The organism is Thiomonas sp. 13-64-67 (assembly GCF_002282795.1).
Lineage (GTDB): Bacteria > Pseudomonadota > Gammaproteobacteria > Burkholderiales > Burkholderiaceae_C > Thiomonas > Thiomonas arsenitoxydans.
Genome location: NZ_NCKP01000022.1, coordinates 11,663 through 28,968, shown reverse-complemented (window position 1 = coordinate 28,968; position 17,306 = coordinate 11,663). Strand labels below are relative to the sequence as shown.

Genomic DNA, 17,306 nt, shown 5'->3' with positions numbered 1-17,306 from the left:
TCTCGACTTTCTCTTTTGAGCGAGTCGAGCCATGCAATTTCCCAAATCTGCTTTAGCCCTGGCGGTTGCCGCGGCACTCTCTTTGTCAGCCTGCGGTGGCGGGGGTACCACCACCGCGTCCAACCCGCCTGACCAGCAGGCCGCAGCGCAAACCGGGGTCTTTCTCGACTCCGCCGTGGCCGGGGTGGACTACACCACCGATAGCGATGCCACCCCGCGCCAGACCAACGCGGCGGGGCAGTTCTTCTACAAATCCGGCGAGACCGTCACCTTCAAGCTCGGCGGTGTCTTGCTGGGTCGCGCCATGGGCGCCGATGTGGTGGCGCTGGCCGACCTCGATGGACAGGGCGAAGACGCCCCCCGCACCCAGAACACCGCGCAACTGCTGCAGGCGCTCGATGACGACGGCGACCCGAACAACGGCATCGTCATTAGCGATGTGGTGCGCCAGCGTTTTGCCAACATCAAGTGCGATCTGTCCGACCGCACCCAACTGACCGCCCTGTTCCAGCAGCAACTCGCCGATCTCAAGCTCAGCCTCACCGATCCGCGTTACGCCAAGGCGCACCTCGAAGACTCGCTCTCGCTGATTGGCCGCACCGTCACCAGCACCTTCACTTACCAGGGCGCGGGCGCGGCGCAGGGCGCGCAGCTCAGCGTGAGCAAGTACGCCATCGGCAGCCAGAGCCGGTTCAACGTGCCCTATCCCGGCAATCAGAACTACATCAAGGCCGAGTTCCCCAAAGGCTTCCCCATCAGCCTGGGCTCGGGTTTGGCTCTTAAGGGCATGGACAAGCAGGGCAATGTGCAGTTCTGGGTGATAACGGATCGCGGCCCTAACGGAGATTCACCCGACCTGCAGAACGCCGACGGCAGCACCACCGCGACCAAGTCGTTTCCCGCGCCCGCATTCAATCCCGAGTTTGGCGTGGTGACTGTGGGCACCGGCAAGGGCAACCGTCGCGCCACGCTGGAAAGCACCACCCCGCTCAAGGACCTCGACGGCGCTGCGATGAGCGGCCGCCCCATTCCTCCGGGCACGGTCGGATCGACGGGTGAAACGCCGGTCAGCGACACCCTGCAGATTCTCAAAAACGCGCAGGACGGCATCGCATTTGACGTGCACGGCATCGATCCCGAAGCCGTGGTGGCCACGCCCGATGGCAAGTCGCTGTGGATGACCGACGAGTACGGCCCCTTCGTGTTCAAGGTGAACGCCGCCAGCGGCCGGATCGAGACCAAGCTGGCGCCCGGCAGCGGCCTGCCCGACATCGTCAAGTATCGCCAGCCCAACCGCGGCATCGAAGCCATTGCCCTTGCACCCAACGGCAATCTGCTGGCCGGCGTGCAGAGCATTCTCAAAATGGATGACGCCAAAGACAGCAACGGCAAAACGCAGAAAACCACCAAAGCGGTGTTCACTCGCCTGGTGCAAATTCAGCCGGGCGGCGGCACCCGCATGTTTGCGTATCCCCTCACCGATGCCAGCGGGGCCGTTCCCTACAGCAAAAACAAGGATGCCAAGATCGGCGACCTCGTGGCGCTCGACGACAACCGCTACCTCATCATCGAGCGCGGCACGCAAGCCGATGGCAAAGATCACAACATGATCTTTATCATCGATCTCAGCGGCGCGACCGACCTCACCGGCAAGACCATCAACGGCCTGGAGCCCGAGTATCAGACTTCGCTCAAGGCGCTGACCGACGGCGGCATCATCCCGGTGAAAAAGACCTTGCTGTTCGATATGGTCGAAGGCAGCGGCTTTGGCTGGGTGTCCGGCAAGACCGAGGGCATGGCCCTGGTGGACGCACAGACGATTGCTGTGGCCAACGACAACGACTTCGGCCTTGCGGCGGAAATCGTCGGCCCGAATGGCGAAATCCTCAAAGGTGACGATTGCGAAATGGACGCCAGCGGCCAGATCCTGGCGGGTACGGGCAAGTGCACCGCTCCGGGCGCTTACACTTATCGCATCATCCGCGGCAAACCGTGGGAGACGCCTTCGCGCCTGTTCCTCATCAAACTGCCCAAGCCGGTGCTCGACTACGCCTCTTGAGCGCGGCTAAACCATGAAACTCCCGCCTGAGCGATTTGCACAGGCGGGAGCTTTCAATTCAAAAACAACCGCGTCACCGGGTTGTCGGTTTCCTCGGTGTAGTGGTAGCCGAGTTGCTGCAAAAACTGGCTGAACGCCTTTTTATCTGCGGGCGGCACCTGAATGCCCACCAGCACATGGCCGCTGTCGCCGCCCTGGTTGCGGTAGTGGAACAGGCTGATGTTCCAGTCCGGGCTGAGCGCGTCGAGAAAGCGCAGCAGCGCGCCGGGGCGTTCGGGAAAGTCGAAGCGCAGCAGGCGCTCGTTTTCCGCCATGCTCTGCCCCTGCGCGCCACGCGGCGCGGGGCCGCCGACGAGGTGGCGCACATGCACTTTGGCCAGTTCGTTGTCGGTCAGGTCGAGCACGCCGTAGCCTGCGCGCTCGAAAGTCTGCGCCATTTTCTGCGCATCCTCGCGGCCGTTGACCGTCAGGCCGACGAATACATGCGCCTCTTCCGGCCGCTTGATGCGATAGGTGAATTCGGTCACATTGCGCGCGCCCACCAGCCGGCACAGGCGGCGAAAGCTGCCCGGCTTTTCAGGAATGGTCACGGCAAACAGCGCCTCGCGCGCCTCGCCCACCTCGGCGCGCTCGGCGACGAAGCGCAGGCGGTCGAAATTCATATTCGCCCCGCAGGTCACGGCCACGAGGGTTTCGCCCTTGAGCTGATGCTGCGCGCAATAGGCCTTGACGGCCGCGACCGACATCGCGCCAGAGGGTTCCAGCACGCTGCGAGTGTCTTCGAACACGTCCTTGATTGCGGCGCTCACCGCGTCGGTATCGACCACCACGAAATCGTCCACCAGATCGCGCACCAGGCGGAAGGTCTCGCGCCCGACCTGCTTCACCGCCGTGCCGTCGCAAAACAGCCCCACTTCAGACAGCGTGACCCGGCGACCCGTCTGCACGCTGCGCAGCATGGCGTCGGAATCGACCGTCTGCACCCCGATTACCTTGATCTCCGGTCGCACCGCCTTGATGTAAGCGGCCACCCCCGAGATCAGCCCGCCGCCGCCGATGGCGCAAAACACCGCATGAATCGGCGCCTGGTGCTGGCGCAGCATTTCCATGCCGATGGTGCCCTGGCCCGCAATCACGTCCGGGTCGTCGAAGGGGTGGACGAAAGTCAGCCCTTGTTTGTCTTGCAGCGTGAGGGCGTGGGCGTAAGCGTCGCTATAGCTGTCGCCCTGCAGCACCACGTCCACGCTGGCGCCGCCAAAGGCGCGCACCGCGTCGATTTTCACCTTCGGCGTGGTGGCGGGCATCACGATCACCGCACGGCACCCCAGCCGGTGCGCCGACAGCGCCACGCCCTGCGCGTGATTGCCTGCCGACGCGCAAATCACCCCTCGCTTGCGTTCGGCCTCGGTCAGCCGCGACATCTTGTTGTACGCCCCGCGCAGCTTGAAGCTGAACACCGGCTGCGTGTCTTCGCGCTTGAACAGCACCTTGTTGTGCAGGCGGCGCGACAGATTGCGCGCAGGCTCCAGCGCCGATTCAATCGCCACGTCATACACCCGTGCGTTCAAAATACGCTGCAGATAGTCGGTATGCTTCGCGGCCATTTGGATCTTCCCAGAGCAAAAAAGCCGATTCTATGAACCCCGCTGATCGCACCTTGCAGGCATGGCCGTGCTGATGCCGCCCGATTGGGCCGGCGCCTCCCTCGGTTTGTGGCATGAATTGCTGCAGTCCGCCTCCGGGCCAGGAGGGCTTTACGTGTTGGCGGCGCTCAGCTTTGCGGCGGCCACCCTCATCCCCTTCAGCTCCGAAGCCGTGCTGCTGGTGGTGATTGCCGCCCAGCCGCAGCACACCCTGCTGGCCGTGCTCGTCGCCACAGCCTCCAACACCCTCGGCGGCATGACCACCTACGCGCTCGGCCGCTGGGTGCGCCATTGGCAGACCCCCGACGCTTGGCGCTGGGCGCCGCAAGTGCGCCACTGGGGCGCGCCCATCACCGTGCTCGCCTGGGTGCCTGGCATTGGAGACGCCCTGGTCGTCGTGGCCGGCTGGCTGCGCATCAACGCCTGGGCCTGCGCCGCGTGGATGCTGCTCGGCCGCAGCCTGCGCTACATCGCCGTCGCAGGTCTGGCTTGGGCGCTATGAAAAACCGGCCAAAAAAATACCCGGGCGGATGATGAACATCGGCCCGGGTAAGAATCCACCAAAGGAGGAGGTGGAGGAGACAATTGGTGCGTCAAACTCGACGCGTGATGCAATATTAGAGGATGCTTATGTATCTTGCATAGCCCATCCGTGCATCATGGTATTGTTAAATAAGCATTCACTTATTCGATACGTAAGTCATTGAAAAATAATTGAAGTTTTCTGAATTTTGGCGGGAATCTGCCTTAGCGCGTCTATGTCACCCACATCGAAATTGACGCGAGTCAAAGAAATTCGGGTTTAAGGCAATTTCAGCACTGCAGCCAGCACGCCGACTGCAATCACCAGCATGCCGCCGATTTTGATCGTCAGCCGCAGTTCGAGCTCGCGTAAATCCGGTTTGGTGGCCAGATCCGCCTCACCTTGCGCTTCGCGAAAAGCATCAGCCACCGCTTCGGCCTGAGCGTCGGGCATGCCCGATTCGCGCAATTTGCGAATGAATTTGTGCGTGTCTAAGGTCACGGTAGCCATGCAAACAATTGTAGGTCCCCTGGGAAACAGGAGAAACATCGATGCAATGCACCGTGCAATGGGAAGGAAAAGACGCGCAAGGCAACGACGGCATGGCCTTCACCGCCCACACCGAAACCGGCCACACGCTACGCATGGACGGCGCCCCGGCCAGCGCGCCGGGCGAGCCCGGCGGCCACAACCTCGCGCCGCGGCCGATGGAAGTCGTGCTCGCCGGCACCGGCGGCTGTACCGCTTACGACGTGGTTTACATCCTCAAGAAGGGGCGGCAGGATGTGCGCGGCTGCACCGTGCGGCTTGAGGCCGAGCGCGCCGCGACCGACCCCAAGGTGTTCACCCGCATTCATCTGCACTTTGTCGTGACAGGGGTGAATCTGCGCGAAGACATGGTGCGCCGCGCTGTCGAGCTCTCGCATACCAAGTATTGCTCGGCCAGCGCCATGCTGGAAAAAACGGCGACGATGACTTTCAGCGTCGAGTTGGCCCAGGAATGACCGCCGCATCAGCGCCTGTCTGCAATGTTGCATTTTGATGACACTTTGGGCCAGAGCCGCAAAAAAGCTTGAGGACAATCATCAAGCGCGATCAAATCTCTAACACGCATGCTATGACATCAATGTTTGCATGTTCATTCCCCCGCCCGCTCAGACATCGCCCTGGAGAGTGTGTCGAGAAGCGGAACACTTCAAACCTAACGGAGCACAGAATGAAAACGCAAAGTTTCACTAAAACCCAAGGTTTCGCAAAAAAATCCCTTATCGCCCTGGCCGTGGTCGGTGCCTTCTCGGGCTCGGCATTCGCGGCTGACAGCGTGCAGCTATACGGCATTATCGATATGGGTGTGACGCATTACTCTGGTCTGGCGCCGACCGTGAACGGCCAACCTGACACCTCAGGCAAAAGTGGTACGGCGTCTTATACCGGCTTGAGCTCTGGCGTGGTCGCTAGCTCGCGCATCGGTCTCAAGGGCACAGAAGACCTGGGCGGCGGCCTGAAGGCTATTTTCCAAGCGGAAACCGGCTTTTGTGCGGCGGGCACCAACCAGACTGGCACAGGCGGCTCTGCTTACTGTACGGGTAGCGGCTTCATGGGCCGTACCACGCTTTTGGGTTTGCAAGGCAACTTCGGTACCGTGCAGATGGGCCGCTACTTCACCAGCATGTTCAACAACGAGGTCAACTACGATCCGTTCCAGGCGGGCTTTACCGGTGCGTACTCGAACTTGAGCCTAGGCATTAATGGCCTTAGCCCGAGCGGCGAAGGTGGAAATGCCTCAGGTGCAGCAGTCAACTATCTACTGCGCAGCAATCAAACCATCACCTACATCTCTCCCAATCTGTCTGGCCTGACTGTGCAGGCGGATTACTCGTTCAACGACGGCTCAGCAACGGCTCCTTTAGTCCAGGGCGGCAACACCACCAAGCTGTGGTCTTTGAACGGCAACTATGCCTTCGGGTCGGCGACCGTGGGCGCTAACTACAGCAAAGTCACCAACGTCACCGTTGCGCCTAGCAGCACAGTGGCCGATGGCGCTTACAAGGTCTGGCAGTTGTTCGGCTCTTACGACCTGAACGTGGTCAAGCTCTCGGGCATTTATGAGCGCGGCACCGCCGACTACTACTCGGGTAACGATTCGTCCTGGTTGCTTGGCGCCACCGTGCCGGTTGGCGCCGGTGCGGTGATGGTGTCGTACAGCCAATACGGCACGTCGCTGGCACCTACGGGCACATCACTCAGCACCTCCAAGGCGAAACAATACGCCATTGGTTACAGCTACAACCTCTCCAAGCGCACCATGCTCTACACCTCCTATGCGCATATGAGCAACGATTCTGCTGGCGCAAATCGCACCGGCACCGCACTGGCCGTCAACGACGCGACCAACTTCAGCGCGGGTGTCACTGGCCAAGGCTCCAACGGCTTCGCTGTGGGCATTCTGCATTCGTTCTGAGACTGACAGCCCGCCAGCTCTGGCGGGCATCACCTAATCTGGCGTGACGGCCAGACTGCACTCAACAGCCCGCCCGCGGGCTGTTTTTTGTTGTTGTGGGGCAACAAAAACCTGAGGTAATTGCTCTTGCCATATGCATCGCCGCTGATGCACTGTTAAATTGTTGAGGTCTCGGAAGCGGAATGCTTTAGGTCTGCGACGAGCTGGGCACAGCAGAGCAAAACTCTGCAGCCCGTCTCTTTACCGGCCATCACGGTCGGCCCTTTACAACCTGGAGATGCAACCATCATGAAAAAATCACTCATCGCGCTGGCTGTGGTTGGCGCTTTTACCAGCAGCGCCTTTGCAGAAGGCAGCAATGTTCAGCTCTATGGCATCATCGACCTGGGCGTCACCCATTTCACCGGGTTGCGGCCTTCGTCGGGCACGGGCACCGTGTCTTCAACGGGCCTGGATTCCGGCGGCCAGTCCTCCTCTCGGATCGGCTTGAAGGGGTCGGAAGACCTGGGCGGCGGTCTGAAGGCGATTTTCCAAGCTGAAACCGGTTTCTGCGCAGCAGGCACCAATCAAAACATCAACGGCACTGGCGGCAATTCGAATGGCTACTGCAGCGGCGGCGGCTTCATGCAGCGCACGTCGATTGTCGGCCTGACCGGCGGTTTCGGTACGGTTGTTGCAGGCCGTATGAACACTCCTTTGTGGAACGATGAAATCGCAGCTGACCCGTTTGGCGCTGGTTTGACGGGCAACATCGACAACATCTCTTATGTGCGCAGTGTGCAACGCGCGAACCAAACAGTCGCTTACGTGTCGCCTGATCTCATGGGCTTTACTGGCACTGCGGTGTACTCTTTCGCTCCTACCTCGGCAACGGTTAATCTGGCACAAGGTGGCAGCACCACCCGGGCCTGGGAACTCAACGGCGCGTACAAAAACGGCCCGATGTTCGCGACGCTCGATTATTTGCGCATCACCAATATCAATGGCTTGACTGCGAATTCGTCTAGCGGCAACGCAGACAAGCATTGGCAAGTAACTGGCGGCTATGATTTCGGTATCGCCAAGGTTACAGGTCTATATCAGGATCTGAAGGTTGATGCTTCCAGCGGCAAGCGGACTGTATGGATGCTAGGCGCTTCCGTCCCGGTGGGCGCAGGTGCGGTGCTGGCTTCTTATGGGCAAGTCAAGGACACGATTTCCAACCCTGACACTGGAAACAATACGGCCAAGCAATACGCTATCGGTTACACCTACTCCCTATCCAAGCGTACCAACCTGTACACCTCATACTCGCACATCAGCAACGACACCAATACGGCACTGGCTGTAGGCGATTCCTCCACTGCGAACCTGGGTGTTGCTGGTCAATCGTCCAGCGGCTTCGCCCTGGGCATCCGTCACAAGTTCTGATCAGCGCAAGCTGCTCTAGCAACTGCCTTGAAAGCCGCCTTCGGGCGGCTTTTTTTCGACTGTATAAATCGCAAAAAGGCCGGGGAGCGGTCGTGTTGCGGCAGGCATAATGCCCGCACAGGAGGGTTGCCCAATGCACATTGTTCTACCGGTTGACGGATCGACTTACACCGCGCGGGCTGCGCAGGTTTTGGTGCAGCAGGTGCGGCAATACAAGGAGCCGCCGCGCATCACCCTGCTCACGGTGGCGCTGCCCATCGGCACGCCGCTGGCGCGCGCGCAGCTCAGCAAGGCCACGCTGGACGAGTATTACTGCGACGTCAGCGCGCAGGCGCTGGCGCCCGCTGAAGGCGTGCTGAAACAGGCCGGGCTGGTGTTCGAGTCTCGTTTTGTGGTGGGCGACCCGGCCGAGCAGATCGCCGCCGAGGTGACGCGTCTGCAGCCCGACCTGCTCATCATGGGCACGCACGGCCACTCGGCGCTCAAGGGCTTCGTTATGGGGTCTGTGGCGAGCAAGGTGGTGGCGTCCACCACGGTGCCGGTGCTGCTGGTGCGGTGAGCCGCCGCGGCGGCGCGTTAACAGGCCCTACCGCTGGCTCAGCGCATTGCCCACCAGCTTGGAGGTGATGTCCACGATCTGAATCATGCGGTCGTAGGCCATGCGGGTGGGGCCGATGACGCCGAGGGTGCCGACCACTTTGCCGTCGGCCGCATAGGGTGCGGTGATGACGGAGAGTTCTTCGAACGGCACAGCCTCGCTTTCGCCGCCGATGTAAATGCGCACGCCATCGGCGCGGGCGGAGGCGTCCATCAGTTTGAGCAACTGGGCTTTTTGTTCGAACAGATCGAAGAGCTGGCGCAGCTTGCCCAGATTGCCCGCAAAGTCGCCGATGCCGAGCAATTGCTGTTGCCCGGAGATGACCACTTGATCTTGTGGCTGCTGCAGCGCCTGGCTGCCGGCCTGCACGCCGGCCTGCATGAGGGCGACGAGTTCACTGCGCAGGTGTTCGACTTCGCTGCCGAGTTTCTGCGCGACCTGCTCGAAACTCAGGCCGGAAAAATGGGCGTTGAGGTAGTTGGTTGCGGTGTTGAGCTCGTTCTGGCTGAGGGCGTGTGGCCAGTGCAGCATGCGGTTTTGCACATCGCCCTCGGGGCTGACGATGATGAGCAGAATGCGATGTTCGCTCAACTGCAGAAATTCGATGTGGCGAAACGCGGCGCTGCGCTGCGGCGCCAGCACCACGCCGACGAATTGCGACAGGCTGGACATGAGCTGTGCCGCCCGCATCATCACTTGTTGCGGCGGGGCGGTGTCGATGTGCTGTTGCAGCGTCTGCGGCAGCAGATCGGTTGGCATCTGCGGCTGGGCGGTGAGCATGGCGCCGACGAACACCCGGTAGCCGCGCGGGGTGGGAATGCGCCCGGCCGAGGTGTGCGGGCTGGCGATCAGGCCCATATCTTCGAGATCGGCCATGACGTTGCGGATGGTGGCCGCAGACAGCTCCAGCCCCGAAGCGCGCGACAGCGTGCGCGAACCCACCGGCTGACCGTCGGCGATGTAGTGTTCGATCAGGGTTTTGAGCAGCAGTCGGGCGCGTTCGTCCATGCGCAAATTTTAGGCCGCAGACGGCGCGCGGGCGCAACGCGCTACGCTGGACTTGCGCCTGTGCTGTAATTTGCCGTCAGGGCGGTGTTCTCCGCCGTGCCTCACCTAAGAACTCCATGCCCCGTACCGTGTTCCAGCAGGTCTTGCTGATCGGCAAATATCAGGCGCCGCAGGCGCAGCGCAAACTTGGCGAGATCGCCGCGCGGCTGAGCCGGGCCGGGGTGGATGTGTGGGTGGGCGAGCTCACCGCGCAGCACACCGAGCTGCCTTATCCGGTGCTGCGCAGCAGCGAGCTGGCCGAGCGCACCGCGCAGGGCGGCTGGGTGGCGGTGGTGCTGGGCGGTGACGGCACCATGCTGGGCGCGGCGCGCAGACTGGCGCCTTTGAGCGTGCCGCTGGTGGGCATCAACGCCGGACGGCTGGGCTTCATGACCGATATCGCCGACAGCGACTGGGAGCCCGCAATCGACGGTCTGATGGCCGGCGACTTCGAGCGCGAGGAGCGCGCCATGCTCAGCGGCGCGGTGGAGCGCGCGGGGCAGACCATTTTCAACGCCATCGCGGTGAATGATGTGGTGGTCAACCGCAACGGCGCGTCGGGGCTGGTGGAGCTGAAGGTGGAGGTGGACGGCCGCTTCATGTATGTGCAGCGGGCGGACGGCCTGATCGTCGCCACGCCCACCGGCTCCACGGCCTATGCGCTATCGGCCTACGGGCCCATTTTGTACCCCAGTGTGGACGGCGTGGTGCTGGTGCCGATTGCGCCGCATACCCTGTCGAACCGACCCATCGTGCTGCCGGGCGGCGCCGATATCGTGATCGAGGTGGTCACGCCGCGCGACGTGAGCGTGAACTTCGACATGCAGAGCTATGCCGAACTGATCGGCGGCGACCGCATCCGCATCGGGCAGGCGCCGCATCGCTGCGTGTTTCTCCACCCGCCGGGCTGGAGCTATTTCTCCACCCTGCGCCGAAAACTTCATTGGCATGAAGTGCCCGATGAATCCTGAACTGAGTCTTGAATCGGCCCCCTCCCACTGAGCCATGCTGCTGCATCTGCATTTGCGCGACTTTGTTATCGTTCCCGAGCTCGATATCGATCTGGCGGGGGGCTTCACCGTGCTCACCGGAGAAACCGGCGCGGGCAAATCCATCCTGATCGACGCGCTCAAGCTGGCGCTGGGCGAGCGCGCCGACAGCAGTGTGGTGCGCGCGGGGGCGCAGCGCGCAGAGATCAGCGCCGAGTTCAGCCTGAGCCCGCCGCTGGCCGCGTGGCTGGACGAGCAGGGATTCGCCGCCGAGGCCGACACGCTGCTGCTGCGCCGCGTGATCGACGCGCAGGGCAAGTCGCGCGGTTTTCTCAACGGCAGTCCGGCCACCGCCGCGCAACTCAAGGCCGCGGGGGAATGGCTGGTGGACATTCATGGGCAACACGCCTATCAGGGGCTGGTGCGGCGCGAAGTCGTCACCCACCTGCTCGACGGCTACGCCGGGGCGCTAGACGAAGCCCGGGCCGTCGCGCTCGCCTGGAGCCAGTGGCGCGATGCGGATGCGGCCTTGCAGCAGGCTAGAGGCGACGTCGGCGCGTTGGCCGAAGAGCGCGAGCGCCTGCAGTGGCAGTGCGAGGAACTCGACCGCCTGCGTCCCGCCGAGGGCGAGTGGGCCACGCTGGAGGGCGAACACAAACGACTGGCGCATGTCAGCAGTCTGCTCGAAGACTTCGCTCTGGCGCAAGGTGCGCTTGACGGCGAGGACGTGAGTGCGCTGTCTTTGCTGGCGCAGGCGCAGCAGGCGCTGGAGCGGGCGGCGCAGGTCGATGCCGGGCTGCAGCCGCTGGTGCAGCAGATCGACGCAGCGCAAACCAGCCTGAGCGATCTCAGCCACGAGCTGCGCCGTCTGGCCGAGCGCACCGAGGCCGACCCGCAGCGCCTGGCCGAACTCGACGCCCGGCTCTCGGGCTGGATGAACCTCGCGCGCAAGCATCGCGTGGCGGCGGCCGACCTGCCGCAAACCCATCACGCCCTGCGCGACAAACTCCAGCAGCTCGACCGCAGTATCGACCTGCCCGCGCTGGAAAGCGCCGAACAGGCCGCGCAGGCCGCGCTGCAGAAGGCGGCGGCCAAGCTGAGCACGAAACGCCGCAAGGCCGCGCAGCAACTGGCCAAGGCGGTGCAGGCGGCCATGCAGGAACTGGGCATGCCCGGCGGGCGCTTCGATGTGGCGCTCACCCCGCTCGACGCCGTGGGCGCGCGCGGAGCGGAGGCGGTGGAACTGCAGGTGGCGGCGCATCCCGGCGCGGAGCTGCGGGCGCTGGGCAAGGTGGCCAGCGGCGGCGAGCTGTCGCGCATCGCCCTGGCCGTCGCCGTGACCACCAGCGCCCTGCAAGACACCGAAACCCTGATCTTCGACGAGGTGGACGCAGGCATCGGCGGCGCCGTGGCGCAAACTGTGGGACGGCTGCTGCGCCGCCTGGGGCTTGACCGGCAGGTGCTGGCCGTCACCCATCTGGCGCAGGTGGCCGCTTGCGCGCAGCAGCATTTCGCGGTGCGCAAGCACAGCACGGACGGGCAGACCGCCAGCCTGCTCGACGCGCTCGATCTGTCACAACGGCGCAGCGAAATCGCCCGTATGCTGGGCGGCAACGCGCAATCGAGCGCCGCGCTGGAACATGCCAGCGAGCTGCTCTCGGCTTGCGAAACCCCGTCCCTGGAAACCCGATGAGCCCGTCTGAAACCGCTGCTGTCCCAACGCCTGCCGATGCGCGAGCGACCCACCAGCTGGTGCTGATTTCCGGGCTGTCCGGCTCGGGCAAGTCGGTGGCGCTGACCGCGCTGGAAGACTCTGGCTATTACTGTGTGGACAACCTGCCGCCGCAGCTCATCACCCCGCTGGTCGAGCAGACCCGCGCCTCGGGGCAAAAGCGCGTGGCCGTCGCGGTGGACGCGCGCAGCGCCGAGTCGCTGGCCGACGTGCCGCGCCTGCTCGAAAACCTGCGGGCCAGCTGCGAGGTGCACGCGATCTACCTCGACTGCGCCACCGACACGCTGGTGCAGCGATTTTCGGAAACCCGCCGCCGCCACCCGCTCACCAGCCGCGTGACCGCGCAGCAGATCGGCAACCCTGCTGCCGCCCGCGGCGAGGGCTACGCCAACGCGCTGATCGAATCCATCGAGATGGAGCGCGAACTGCTGAGCCCGGTGGCCGAGATCGGCCTGCACATCGACACCAGCCAGATGAAGTCGGCTCAGTTGCGCGACTGGATCAAGCAGACCGTGCGGGTGCAGGCCAGCCAGATGGTGGTGCTGTTCGAGTCGTTCGCGTTCAAGCGCGGCGTGCCGCTCGACGCCGACTATGTGTTCGACGTGCGCATGCTGCCCAACCCGCACTACGACCCGGTGCTGCGGCCCCTCACCGGGCGCGACGCCCCCGTGGCCGAGTTTCTGCTGCGCCAGCCCGAGGTGCTGCAGATGCAGGCCGACATCAGCGGGTTTTTGCAGCGCTGGCTACCCAAACTGGCCGCCGATCACCGCAGCTATGTCGGCGTGGCCATCGGCTGTACCGGTGGGCAGCATCGTTCGGTGTACTTGAGCGAACAACTCAGCCGCGCTTTCGCCAGCCAGTACACCGTACTGCTGCGTCACCGCGAGTTGGGCGCGACGGGGTCGAGCGAGCAGTGACCCGCGTCCGCCGCCGGGCCGTTGCCCAGCGCGAGGGGAGGCGGTTCGGTAAACCGGTCGTGCGGCGTGCTCACGCGCCAGTCCAGCACCAGCAGCAAGACCACGGCGGCCCAGAACAGGGCGATCAGCCAGGGTAATTTGCGTTTCATCGAGAGTTCCTCAAGACATTCGCCGGGCCGCCCCAAGAATGTCCGCCCCTTGAGGGGAGAACCGAGCGCAGCGATGGTTTTCGGGGTGGGCTCAATCCGCCATGCCCAGGCGATGGCGCACGCGCACGCCCACCAGGCTGCCCGCGAACGCGCAGGCGAACCATACCCAGCCGTGCAGGCTGCCGGTGGCGATGCCCGAGAAATACGCTCCTACATTGCAGCCGAAGGCCAGCCGCGAGCTATAGCCCAGCAGCAAGCCGGCAACAACGCAAGCCAGCCATTGCCGAGCGGGCAGGCTCACCGCTGGGCTGGCTTTCCCGCGCCAGCTGGCAGCGATGAGCGCGCCCAGCAGCAAACCCAGATCGGTGACGCTGGTGTTGTCGGCCAATACCGTGGCGTGCAACTGCGCCTGCTGGGCCGGCAGGCCCCAGAAGGCGTTGCCGCCCAGATCGAAGCCCAGCGCCTGCACGATCTTGGCGCCCCAAAGACCCAGGCCGTAAACAATGCCCCAGGGTTGCCCGGCAACCACCAGATTGGCGGCCGCCAGCAGCCCCAGGCCGATGGCGGCCCACCACACCGCGGGCCCGCGCCAGCGCGAAGGTTGCGTGCCGCGAAACCTCCACAACAGCGCGGCGAGCAGGGCGAGGGCCGCAAGCTGGACGATCAGCGTTTCGGCGGCCCCGAGGCGGTGCACCAGATTGACCGGCGGCAGTGCGCCCAGCGATAGCCAGGCTGGAAGTTGCGCCGCGCCGAGAAAGCTGCCGAACACGAAGGCGGGCAGCACGGCAAGACTCACCGGATGACCGAGCCCGGCCTTATACAAAGTGCCCGAGCCGCAGCCATCGGCGACCTGCATGGCGGCGCCGAACACGAAGGCGCCTATCAACAGACTGATGGAAAGCGGCCCGTCGGCGCCCTGTAGCGCGGGCTGCGCGGCTAGCAGAGGCACGCTGATGAGCATGGCCACCGCGATGCCGACGAATTGCGCCCAAAGCCCTACGGGGTCGCGCCGAGTGATCCATACCCTCCAGCCGGTGGTGAAGCCGAAGGCGGCCGCCGAAAGCAGCACGCCATAGCCCAGACCGATCAGCCAGAGCAAACCCTGCCGCCAGCCGACCAGCCAGGTAATGGCGGCAAACCCGGCCAGACCGCCGAGCATCAACAGGCTGCGGCCAAGGCGGCGTTGTGCTGGGCGTGTCGTTTGCGCCGCTGTGGTGTGAAGCGTTGAGCTCAGAGTGCTTGCCATGTCTGTTCCAGTTGCTGCCAGAGTTGTTGCCAGCGGGTGGGGACATGGGCCATGGGGGCGTCGGCGCGCGACCAGTCCACCATCGAGCCGGGGTAGAGCGCCACATGCGGGCGGTGCAGCACTTCGGACAGCACGAACCAGTTGGTTGCGGCCCAGTGGCCGGTATTGCAGAACGAGACGGTCTGCACGGCGCCGGGCTGCTGCGGCAACTGAGCAGCGATTCGCTGCAGCGTGGCCACCGCGGGCAGGGCGCCGCTGCCCGGTTCAAACCAGCGCAGATTGTCGAAGTCCAGCGCGCCGGGCAGGGTGCCGGGGCGACTTGCTGCGGGGGCTTTTTCGCGGCCCAGATAAAAGGCACGGGGGCGGGCGTCCAGCAGCAGCGTGCCGGGTTGGCCGAGATCGCGCGCCACTTCGGACCGGGTGGCGAGCAGGGTGTCGTCGAGTTGCGGGGTGAACGCGCTGGGCGTCGGTGCGGGCGTGGGCTGGCGGGTGAGCGGCAGCGCGGCGGCCTGCCAGGCGGTCATGCCGCCGTTGAGAATGGCGAGATGCTTCAGTCCCAGCCATTTGAGCGTCCAGTACACGCGGGCGGGCGCGCCGAAATCGCTGGGGTCATCCCCGTTGGCGACGAGCACCACGGGGGTTTCCGCGTTCAGGCCCAGTCGCCGCACGAGAGCGGTGAACCGAGGCAGCGGCAGGAGCTGGCCCGGATTGCTGGAGGGGCCGCGCCAGTCGGCATAGGGCGCGGCAAGTGCTCCGGGAATATGCGCCACGTTGGCCGCTGCCGCATCGTCGCGAAGGTCGATGATGCGCACCTGCGTAGGTTGAGTGGCCAGGGCTTGCGCCGAGATCAGCGGGCCGAAAGTCTGCGCCGTGCCCGGCGCGGATGGCGCGGATGGCGCTGCGCTGACGCCTTGTTGCAAGGCCCAGGCGGCGAGCAGCCAGCCCAGGGCGCAGATGCGGCACAGACGTGACCAGGCGGAACGGCGAGGGGGGTGGAGAGAAGAAGGGGCGGGGGGCGGTGTGTTCATGCACCGCATTCTGGAAGTCTGGCGGCGAAAACGGAAATACAGAGTTGTCATGCGCATCCAACCGCAGGGCATATGAGATCAGCCCGCCGGACCATGCGCTCTGCGCAGTGCTAACCTGTTTTCTCATACCCATCGCAGAGTGGAACCCATCATGCACGCCCCAAGCCATCCAGACCGGGTTACGCATCCGGCGCCTGAAGTTCGTCATGACTGACCCCGACCAGGCGGGTCGCCCCAGCGCAGAATGGATCGACCAGTTGCCGGCCTGTGTAGCGATGCTGGTGGGCGATACCGTGCGTTACGCCAACCCCGCAGCGCTGCGGCTGTTGCGGGCGCGCCAGCCGTCCGACGTCATCGGGCGTGAGGTCGATGTTTTTATTCACCCGCTCGATCTGCACCGCGCACTGGCGCGGCTGCGTCACGCCGAGGGCGGCGGCATCAACCCGGTCACTGAAATTCGCGCCTACACCTGCGACGGCCAGCCGCTGATGCTGGCCATGAGCAGCGCCATCGTGGTGGTGGACGATGAACGCGCGGTGCTGGCGAGCTTTCTCGACATGACCGAGCGCGCTGCGATGGAGCAGCGCCTGCGTCAGACCGACGAAGACTTCCAGCGCATGATGAACACCATGCAGGATGTGTTCTACCGCACCGACGCGCAGGGCATCACCCGCTACGTCTGCCCGGCGGTGAAAAACGTGCTGGGCTACACCGCCGAGGAAATCATCGGCCTGCCCGCTGCGGCGTTCTATCCCGATCTGTCGGAGCGCGACGCCCTGGTGGCCGAGATCCGCAAGCACGGCGCGGTGCACGATTTTCCGGGCCGCATGCGGCGCAAGGACGGGGTGATCATCGACATCTCCATCAGCACCCAGGCCTTGCGCGACGAGCAGGGCGAATACGCCGGGGTCGAAGGCATCTGGCGCGACATCAGCGAGCGCAAGGCGCTGGAGCGTCGGCTAGAACATCTGGCGACTTTCGACAGCCTGACCGGCATCCACAACCGCTCCAGCATTCTGGGCATTCTCGAGCGGTTGTTGCGGCGCAGGGCGCCGCTGTCGGTGCTGTTGCTCGATCTCGACTATTTCAAGCGCATCAACGATGGCTTCGGCCACGCCGCGGGTGACCGCGTGCTGTGTCGCTTCGTCCAGATCATCGAGGGCGAAAAGCGCAGCCGCGATTTTTTCGGACGGCTGGGCGGCGAGGAGTTTCTGTTGATTCTCGACGGCGCGGATGAGGCCGAGGCGGGGCAGATCGCCGAGCGGCTGCGCGCTGCGGTCAGCGCCGAGGCCATCGCCTTGGCCGAGGGCGAGGCGGTGGCGCTCACCGTGAGCATCGGCATGACGCAGTCGCGCCCGGGCGATCAGCGCACCGCCGATGTGCTGGTGCGCGCCGACCGGGCGCTCTACCGCGCCAAGCAGATGGGGCGCAACTGCGTGTGCGGCGAATCGTCCCAAGGGGGAGCCTAAGAAACACGCCGGGCCGCCCCAAGTGTTTCGTTGCC

At 64.3% G+C, this 17,306-nt stretch carries 16 protein-coding genes; 10 read left to right on the top strand and 6 right to left on the bottom strand.

Annotation, left to right across the window (positions count from 1 at the left end; all coding sequences use genetic code 11):
• The first annotated feature begins 31 nt into the window (after positions 1-31).
• Positions 32-2,059 carry an esterase-like activity of phytase family protein gene (locus B7X30_RS07615; RefSeq protein WP_286730106.1) on the top strand — a complete coding sequence of 676 codons (2,028 nt, stop codon included), beginning with the start codon at positions 32-34 and terminating at the stop codon, positions 2,057-2,059.
• Positions 2,060-2,112: 53 nt separating this feature from the next.
• On the opposite strand, the gene ilvA is transcribed toward B7X30_RS07615, so the two are convergent.
• Positions 2,113-3,663 carry a threonine ammonia-lyase, biosynthetic gene (ilvA, locus tag B7X30_RS07610; protein WP_286730105.1) on the bottom strand — a complete coding sequence of 517 codons (1,551 nt, stop codon included), beginning with the start codon at positions 3,661-3,663 and terminating at the stop codon, positions 2,113-2,115.
• Positions 3,664-3,724: 61 nt separating this feature from the next.
• Between ilvA and B7X30_RS07605 the strand changes: the two genes are divergently transcribed.
• Entirely contained in the window at positions 3,725-4,204 is a 480-nt protein-coding gene (locus tag B7X30_RS07605; protein ID WP_286730104.1) for a YqaA family protein, read from the top strand.
• Positions 4,205-4,504: 300 nt separating this feature from the next.
• Here B7X30_RS07605 and B7X30_RS07600 read toward each other — a convergent pair whose 3' ends face one another.
• Positions 4,505-4,735: a CCDC90 family protein gene (locus B7X30_RS07600; RefSeq protein ID WP_013124295.1), complete on the bottom strand. Its 231-nt coding sequence runs from the start codon at positions 4,733-4,735 to the stop codon at positions 4,505-4,507.
• Positions 4,736-4,776: 41 nt separating this feature from the next.
• On the opposite strand from B7X30_RS07600, the gene B7X30_RS07595 reads away from it, so the two are divergent.
• The 4 genes from B7X30_RS07595 to B7X30_RS07580 all read left to right on the top strand — a co-directional run bounded on the left by B7X30_RS07595 (position 4,777) and on the right by B7X30_RS07580 (position 8,655).
• Positions 4,777-5,229, top strand: coding sequence for an OsmC family protein (locus tag B7X30_RS07595; RefSeq protein ID WP_286730103.1), 453 nt, complete (start codon positions 4,777-4,779; stop codon positions 5,227-5,229).
• 212 nt (positions 5,230-5,441) lie between these two features.
• Positions 5,442-6,686: a porin gene (locus tag B7X30_RS07590; RefSeq protein WP_286730102.1), complete on the top strand. Its 1,245-nt coding sequence runs from the start codon at positions 5,442-5,444 to the stop codon at positions 6,684-6,686.
• 288 nt (positions 6,687-6,974) lie between these two features.
• Positions 6,975-8,096: a porin gene (locus tag B7X30_RS07585; protein WP_286730101.1), complete on the top strand. Its 1,122-nt coding sequence runs from the start codon at positions 6,975-6,977 to the stop codon at positions 8,094-8,096.
• Positions 8,097-8,229: 133 nt separating this feature from the next.
• Complete coding sequence (locus B7X30_RS07580) at positions 8,230-8,655, top strand: universal stress protein (RefSeq protein ID WP_013124291.1); 426 nt, start codon at positions 8,230-8,232, stop codon at positions 8,653-8,655.
• Between the two features lie 27 nt (positions 8,656-8,682).
• Here the strand turns inward: B7X30_RS07580 and hrcA are convergent, their stop codons facing one another.
• Positions 8,683-9,702, bottom strand: coding sequence for a heat-inducible transcriptional repressor HrcA (gene hrcA, locus B7X30_RS07575; RefSeq protein ID WP_286730100.1), 1,020 nt, complete (start codon positions 9,700-9,702; stop codon positions 8,683-8,685).
• 116 nt (positions 9,703-9,818) lie between these two features.
• On the opposite strand from hrcA, the gene B7X30_RS07570 reads away from it, so the two are divergent.
• From B7X30_RS07570 to rapZ, 3 genes are read left to right on the top strand one after another with little or no spacing between them, the layout of a single operon-like run.
• The gene (locus B7X30_RS07570; protein WP_286730099.1) at positions 9,819-10,712 is read left to right on the top strand and encodes an NAD kinase; all 894 of its coding nucleotides are present in this window, start codon (positions 9,819-9,821) and stop codon (positions 10,710-10,712) included.
• A gap of 34 nt (positions 10,713-10,746) precedes the next feature.
• On the top strand, positions 10,747-12,423 hold the full coding sequence (gene recN / locus B7X30_RS07565; protein ID WP_286730098.1) for a DNA repair protein RecN: 1,677 nt from the start codon (positions 10,747-10,749) through the stop codon (positions 12,421-12,423).
• Positions 12,420-13,379 (top strand): RNase adapter RapZ, encoded by a 960-nt coding sequence (rapZ, locus tag B7X30_RS07560; protein ID WP_286730097.1) that lies wholly within the window; start codon positions 12,420-12,422, stop codon positions 13,377-13,379. The genes recN and rapZ overlap by 4 nt, the downstream gene beginning before the upstream one ends.
• On the opposite strand, the gene B7X30_RS07555 is transcribed toward rapZ, so the two are convergent.
• The 3 genes from B7X30_RS07555 to B7X30_RS07545 form a co-directional block, all read right to left on the bottom strand.
• A complete protein-coding gene (locus B7X30_RS07555; protein ID WP_286730096.1) occupies positions 13,340-13,528 on the bottom strand; it encodes a hypothetical protein in 189 nt (62 codons plus the stop codon). The two genes, rapZ and B7X30_RS07555, sit on opposite strands and share 40 nt — an antisense overlap.
• 91 nt (positions 13,529-13,619) lie before the next feature.
• Positions 13,620-14,774, bottom strand: coding sequence for a YeeE/YedE family protein (locus B7X30_RS07550; protein ID WP_286730095.1), 1,155 nt, complete (start codon positions 14,772-14,774; stop codon positions 13,620-13,622).
• A complete protein-coding gene (locus tag B7X30_RS07545) occupies positions 14,759-15,802 on the bottom strand; it encodes a sulfurtransferase (RefSeq protein WP_286730094.1) in 1,044 nt (347 codons plus the stop codon). Before B7X30_RS07545 ends, B7X30_RS07550 begins: the two co-directional genes overlap by 16 nt.
• 206 nt (positions 15,803-16,008) lie before the next feature.
• Here B7X30_RS07545 and B7X30_RS07540 point away from each other — a divergent pair, with 206 nt between their 5' ends.
• Positions 16,009-17,271, top strand: coding sequence for a sensor domain-containing diguanylate cyclase (locus tag B7X30_RS07540; RefSeq protein ID WP_286730093.1), 1,263 nt, complete (start codon positions 16,009-16,011; stop codon positions 17,269-17,271).
• The last annotated feature ends 35 nt before the right edge of the window (positions 17,272-17,306 follow it).

Excerpts from the sequence above, each read along its gene's own strand:
- B7X30_RS07615 (WP_286730106.1), top strand. The coding sequence starts at position 32 with ATGCAATTTCCCAAATCTGCTTTAGCCCTGGCGGTTGCCGCGGCACTC.
- ilvA (WP_286730105.1), bottom strand. The coding sequence starts at position 3,663 with ATGGCCGCGAAGCATACCGACTATCTGCAGCGTATTTTGAACGCACGG.
- B7X30_RS07605 (WP_286730104.1), top strand. The coding sequence starts at position 3,725 with ATGGCCGTGCTGATGCCGCCCGATTGGGCCGGCGCCTCCCTCGGTTTG.
- B7X30_RS07600 (WP_013124295.1), bottom strand. The coding sequence starts at position 4,735 with ATGGCTACCGTGACCTTAGACACGCACAAATTCATTCGCAAATTGCGC.
- B7X30_RS07595 (WP_286730103.1), top strand. The coding sequence starts at position 4,777 with ATGCAATGCACCGTGCAATGGGAAGGAAAAGACGCGCAAGGCAACGAC.
- B7X30_RS07590 (WP_286730102.1), top strand. The coding sequence starts at position 5,442 with ATGAAAACGCAAAGTTTCACTAAAACCCAAGGTTTCGCAAAAAAATCC.
- B7X30_RS07585 (WP_286730101.1), top strand. The coding sequence starts at position 6,975 with ATGAAAAAATCACTCATCGCGCTGGCTGTGGTTGGCGCTTTTACCAGC.
- B7X30_RS07580 (WP_013124291.1), top strand. The coding sequence starts at position 8,230 with ATGCACATTGTTCTACCGGTTGACGGATCGACTTACACCGCGCGGGCT.
- hrcA (WP_286730100.1), bottom strand. The coding sequence starts at position 9,702 with ATGGACGAACGCGCCCGACTGCTGCTCAAAACCCTGATCGAACACTAC.
- B7X30_RS07570 (WP_286730099.1), top strand. The coding sequence starts at position 9,819 with ATGCCCCGTACCGTGTTCCAGCAGGTCTTGCTGATCGGCAAATATCAG.
- recN (WP_286730098.1), top strand. The coding sequence starts at position 10,747 with ATGCTGCTGCATCTGCATTTGCGCGACTTTGTTATCGTTCCCGAGCTC.
- rapZ (WP_286730097.1), top strand. The coding sequence starts at position 12,420 with ATGAGCCCGTCTGAAACCGCTGCTGTCCCAACGCCTGCCGATGCGCGA.
- B7X30_RS07555 (WP_286730096.1), bottom strand. The coding sequence starts at position 13,528 with ATGAAACGCAAATTACCCTGGCTGATCGCCCTGTTCTGGGCCGCCGTG.
- B7X30_RS07550 (WP_286730095.1), bottom strand. The coding sequence starts at position 14,774 with ATGGCAAGCACTCTGAGCTCAACGCTTCACACCACAGCGGCGCAAACG.
- B7X30_RS07545 (WP_286730094.1), bottom strand. The coding sequence starts at position 15,802 with ATGAACACACCGCCCCCCGCCCCTTCTTCTCTCCACCCCCCTCGCCGT.
- B7X30_RS07540 (WP_286730093.1), top strand. The coding sequence starts at position 16,009 with ATGACTGACCCCGACCAGGCGGGTCGCCCCAGCGCAGAATGGATCGAC.